Genomic DNA, 4,360 nt, shown 5'->3' with positions numbered 1-4,360 from the left:
ATTGAGAACCATTGCCTATCGAAGCAAGTATCGCAGTAGCGGTTTGCGGTCCAATGCCTCGAACTTTTATCACTCGTTGAACATTAGCGCTGACCTTAGCAAAAGAGTCGAAGACTTGTTCAGTATCGGCGATACGTTGATTCAACTCTCCAAGGTGGTGATAAGCATCGGCAATCACCGTTCTTGCGAGATGTGGCAGTTCATTTTCTGCATCTTCAAGCATTAAGGGAACGTGTTTCATTAATGAAGAGCGGCCAACAGGAATGATTAACCCGAACTCAGAGAGTAGGGCGCGCATGCGATTCATAAGCGCGGTGCGCTCACGAACCCAATGCTCTCTCATTCTATGTACCGATAAGATGGCTTGTTGCTCGGGGGATTTTACGGGTACAAAGCGAGTTGATGGACGCTGAACAGCTTCGCATATGGCAACAGCATCATTAAGGTCGTTCTTTCCTTTAGTTCGATAAGGAATTACGTATTTAACGGCCATAATGCGGGCGTCGTGCCCAAGTTTATTGAGTGTTCTTGCCCAATAATGTGCACCACCACACGCTTCAACGCCTATACGCATGAGTGGCATATTTGCTATTGTAGTCAGCAGTTTAGAGCGAGTTACCGACTTATGAAGTATGACCTTACCATTTTGGTCTACGGCATGAAGACTGAAGTGGTTTTTAGCTAGGTCGATACCGCAGAAATAAGAATAATCAGACATGGTACCTCCGATGCATTTAAGTACCACATAAGTGTGGCAGATCCTCGGTAGGGGGAATCCATGTCATTCGTTATGCGCTTCTTTAAATTTTGCGTTTTAATTTGATAAGGAACAAATCTTGAAGTTTTTATCTAATAGCTCTAAGGGGCTAAAAATAAAGAAAAAAATGAAACATTGGACTTCTATGTGTGAAACTTGGGCATTTCATATTGAACGATACGCTCGATTAACAGAGTGTGGAGATACGCCTTACAATAATAATGAACGTGCTAATGTTGATTTGCTGGCTAGTTCTGCGTGGGCATCAGGAGCAATTGCTTTAGAAGAGTTTCAATCGGTCAAAGGTAATGATGGCGAAGAAGTAAATGGACGTATTGATTTATGGCTTTCTTTTGAAAGTGGTACTGAGGATTATGTTGAAGCCAAATTTAAGAAAATGTCTATTGATGGTAATTACCTAAATCAAATTGAACAGTCTTTAGCCTCAGCTGTAAAAGATGCATTGCATACTAAAGGTAGTGATGATGTTAGTGCTGTAGCAGTGACATTCATTGTGTTTTATATGAAGTCACGTTCCCCAGATGAGGTTCTAAATTCAATTGATGAAGCAATTCTCAACGTAAATAAAAATATAAAAGCGGATGTAATGGCGTGGTGTTTCCCCGAGAGAGATGTTGAGCACGTTTATAGTGATGATTACATTGTTCCAGGTGTGCTTATGTTAGGAAAAAAGGTGTAATAAGCGCATACAAACTGTTTAAGGGGGATTCGCAACGCGTGGCATTTTCACTATGCGTTGAATTTAGTGTTTAGGGTGGAATGTGGCTGCTTCGGTATTGCGTTGTTCACGCTTTAAATTTTCGTTATAAGCTATTGCATTTGTTAAGTATTTCAAAGTATGCGTAAAAGGTTCTCAGTAATATTCTTTCTTTAGTTATGTAAAGCGGGTTACTTATGGGCTCATCATCTCGCAGTAAATCGGTTGCACTTATATCGAGTGTATTTTTTGTTCTAGGTCTTTTGTCAACGAACATTGATGGGTTAGGTTTAGCGCCCATATTTGTTGTGTTGATATCCTTCTTTATGCTTATTATTCATAGTTTTCTGCACTTTAGCGGTCGTAAAAATAGCGATGTATTTAATGCTTATGAAGAGTCAGCTAAAACTAAGGCAGCAGCACTAGAGTCTGGGCTGAACAATAAAAAAATAAGTAATACGGTCAAGCTAGTTCGCTTATAACAAGCGATAGCAATTTTATAGACCAGCTAGCTATTTTTCGCTACTCGCTACTAGCTTCAACGCCTATACGCATGAGTGGCATATTTGCTATTGTAGTCAATAGTTTAGTTAGGGTTACTTACTTATGAAGTAAGACTTTACCATTTTGGTCTACGACATGAAGACTAAAGTGGTTTTTTGTTAGGGCGATACCTTTAAGTATCGTTCTAATAACAAATTTAAGTCGACTGTGTAGTGGTAGCGTTGTCAGCTACTTAATTGGGTGCTAACTGGCAAAGGAGATGTTGATCAATGGAAGAATTGATAGCCCAATATACGGGTGCAAACGAAGATGAAAGGCTAACTCGGCAATATATTGCTCAGTTAGAGTTTGATACTACGATACATAAACTCACACCTTATTTACTTAAAGGGAAATCAGTATGTGAGTTAGGAGCAGCAACGGGGCGCTATTCCTTACATTTTGCAAAATTAGGTTGTGATGTTACAGCAGTAGAACTTGCGCCTGACCAAGTGAAGATTTTAAATACTAAAGTAAAATCTGAAGGTATTGAGTTAAAAGTGTTTGAGGGTAATGCTTGTGATGTGTCATTTATCGAAAGTAATTCTCAAGACGTTTGTGTAATTCTTGGGCCCTTGTACCACCTAAAAACTCTGCATGAAAGAGAGCTTGCGGTTAATGAAGCACTAAGGATTTTAAAGCCAAATGGTGTACTAGCCATAGCCTATATTTCACGTTTCTTTGTCGCTGGTATGTTTGCCCAACAATTTCCAGAGCTAGTCACTCCGGAGGTGCTTCTAGAGTTAAATAAACATGGCACGGTATCAAACGCTAAAGCCGATAGTTTTTTCAAGGTCGGGTATTTCGCAACGCCTAGTGAAATTGAAAATCTTGTAAACAAAAATGGGTTTAATGTAATTGGACACGCAGCAACAGATGGATTTGGACGTTACATATCTAACGGTGTTAATAACTTTACGCCATCTCAATATCAGACATGGTTAGATTATCATTTAGCAAATTGCGATGAAGCAAGCCTTTTGGGATCAAGTAATCATGGTTTAGTGATCGCTAGAAAAGCCAGTTCACAAAGCAGTTAAGTCGGATTCATAAGCGTGTGCCGATTCCGTTTCGCTTCATTATGGCACACGTTCACTCACAGTTTATTGGGACGTTAGCTGTTCTATTAGTATCAGAGGGAATATGTTTAAATTCGTAAGGTTGATAGTGCTATCAAATTTATTAGCACTGCTAGTTGTGGTTACTTTCGAGTATTTCACAGGCTATTTGAAACTAGCATTTTCTAGTGATTATGCTTTCTATTCAATGCTAATTCTTCTTGCTCTGGGTTCACTTTTGTCTTTTTCCGGTCATAAGGTCGGATATAGTGACCCTAGTAACATGGCTGGCGTTTCTGCTAGTTCGTTAATTGAAAACGAGTCTGCTAAATCAACCATTGTGACAAAATTAGAGAGTACGTCTGTTGGGCACAGCTTATTGCTCGCTAGTTTGTTGCCACTACTTTATTGCCTACTATCGTAGCCATCACCTAATAGATTGTTTAACTGGATTCCAAAACGCTCGGCACTTTTGTAATGGTCGGCTTTTGTGGGTAAGGTAGTCATATTAGTTTGGTTGCATTTTTCACTAGTTAACTAGGCTTATACGAGCTTGAAAAATCTAACATGGAGAGTGAATTGAAAGATTACGAAGTTTATCTGTTCGATATGGACGGAACATTAGTAAATTCAGAGCCTTTAAAGGGCAAAGCGTTAGCATTAGCTTGTTTAGATTATGGCGCACACGTAGACCACAACATTTACAAAGATGTTATGGGGGAAAGTTGGCAGGTTGTAACGGGTCACTTTTTTGAAAATGCTAATATTGCTCCTGACTTAGAAGAGTTTAATTACCACTTTCGAGCTCATTACGAACAGATGCTCAATGATGATCTTGAGCTAAATGTTGGGGCTAAGGCTTACATAGAACAGTTAAAACTAGCAGGGAAAAAGTGTGGAGTTGTTAGTTCAGCAGCAACATGGATGGTTGATAATATTTTAACCTCGTTGCAGCTCGAGAATGCTTTTGACCTTGTTATCACACAGGAGCACGTAACTAAGCATAAACCGGATCCTGAAGCCTATACTTTAGCTCTTGGTAGATTAGCGGCTTCACCTGGCCAAACAATTGTGTTTGAAGATTCCACAGCGGGTATTCGTGCTGGTAAATCTAGTGGCTGTGATGTCATTGCTGTTAAGCATAGCTTTAATGGTAAAAATGATCTAAGCGGTGCAGTTAAAGCAATCAGTACATATGAGGAATTGCCCCGTATAAAAAACGAGTATGAGATTAGGGCGTGTTGATCTTTGCTGTACATTTCGCGTTCAACAATACATCGGTAG

General features: G+C 39.6%; 6 protein-coding genes and 1 pseudogene. 5 read left to right on the top strand and 2 right to left on the bottom strand.

Going from position 1 to position 4,360, the window contains the following annotated elements:
- Positions 1 to 718: IS110 family transposase (locus AB6C75_RS22920; protein WP_372109414.1), on the bottom strand; the 718-nt coding region annotated here is incomplete at its 3' end.
- A gap of 118 nt (positions 719 to 836) precedes the next feature.
- Between AB6C75_RS22920 and AB6C75_RS22915 the strand changes: the two genes are divergently transcribed.
- Entirely contained in the window at positions 837 to 1,457 is a 621-nt protein-coding gene (locus AB6C75_RS22915; protein ID WP_372109412.1) for a hypothetical protein, read from the top strand.
- Positions 1,458 to 1,672: 215 nt separating this feature from the next.
- Positions 1,673 to 1,957, top strand: a complete 285-nt coding sequence (locus AB6C75_RS22910) for a hypothetical protein (RefSeq protein WP_372109410.1) — start codon at positions 1,673 to 1,675, stop codon at positions 1,955 to 1,957.
- Between the two features lie 52 nt (positions 1,958 to 2,009).
- Here AB6C75_RS22910 and AB6C75_RS22905 read toward each other — a convergent pair.
- Positions 2,010 to 2,168, bottom strand: a pseudogene (locus tag AB6C75_RS22905) (IS110 family transposase); the annotation flags it as partial.
- Between the two features lie 80 nt (positions 2,169 to 2,248).
- Here AB6C75_RS22905 and AB6C75_RS22900 point away from each other — a divergent pair.
- The 3 genes from AB6C75_RS22900 to AB6C75_RS22890 all read left to right on the top strand — a co-directional run bounded on the left by AB6C75_RS22900 (position 2,249) and on the right by AB6C75_RS22890 (position 4,321).
- Entirely contained in the window at positions 2,249 to 3,058 is an 810-nt protein-coding gene (locus tag AB6C75_RS22900; RefSeq protein WP_122047261.1) for a class I SAM-dependent methyltransferase, read from the top strand.
- Positions 3,059 to 3,161: 103 nt separating this feature from the next.
- Positions 3,162 to 3,500, top strand: coding sequence for a hypothetical protein (locus tag AB6C75_RS22895; protein WP_102580039.1), 339 nt, complete (start codon positions 3,162 to 3,164; stop codon positions 3,498 to 3,500).
- A 143-nt stretch (positions 3,501 to 3,643) separates the two neighbouring features.
- Positions 3,644 to 4,321 (top strand): HAD family hydrolase, encoded by a 678-nt coding sequence (locus AB6C75_RS22890; protein ID WP_372109408.1) that lies wholly within the window; start codon positions 3,644 to 3,646, stop codon positions 4,319 to 4,321.
- The last annotated feature ends 39 nt before the right edge of the window (positions 4,322 to 4,360 follow it).

Origin of the sequence: Vibrio sp. 10N.237.312.B06 (assembly GCF_041464685.1) — a bacterium.
Classification (GTDB): domain Bacteria; phylum Pseudomonadota; class Gammaproteobacteria; order Enterobacterales; family Vibrionaceae; genus Vibrio; species Vibrio tasmaniensis_A.
The sequence above is the reverse complement of the archived record's forward strand: the minus strand, read 5'-3'. Positions and strand labels throughout refer to the sequence as shown.

Coding starts and splice junctions, on each gene's coding strand:
- AB6C75_RS22910 (WP_372109410.1), top strand. CDS start 1,673: ATGGGCTCATCATCTCGCAGTAAATCGGTTGCACTTATATCGAGTGTA.
- AB6C75_RS22900 (WP_122047261.1), top strand. CDS start 2,249: ATGGAAGAATTGATAGCCCAATATACGGGTGCAAACGAAGATGAAAGG.
- AB6C75_RS22895 (WP_102580039.1), top strand. CDS start 3,162: ATGTTTAAATTCGTAAGGTTGATAGTGCTATCAAATTTATTAGCACTG.
- AB6C75_RS22890 (WP_372109408.1), top strand. CDS start 3,644: ATGGAGAGTGAATTGAAAGATTACGAAGTTTATCTGTTCGATATGGAC.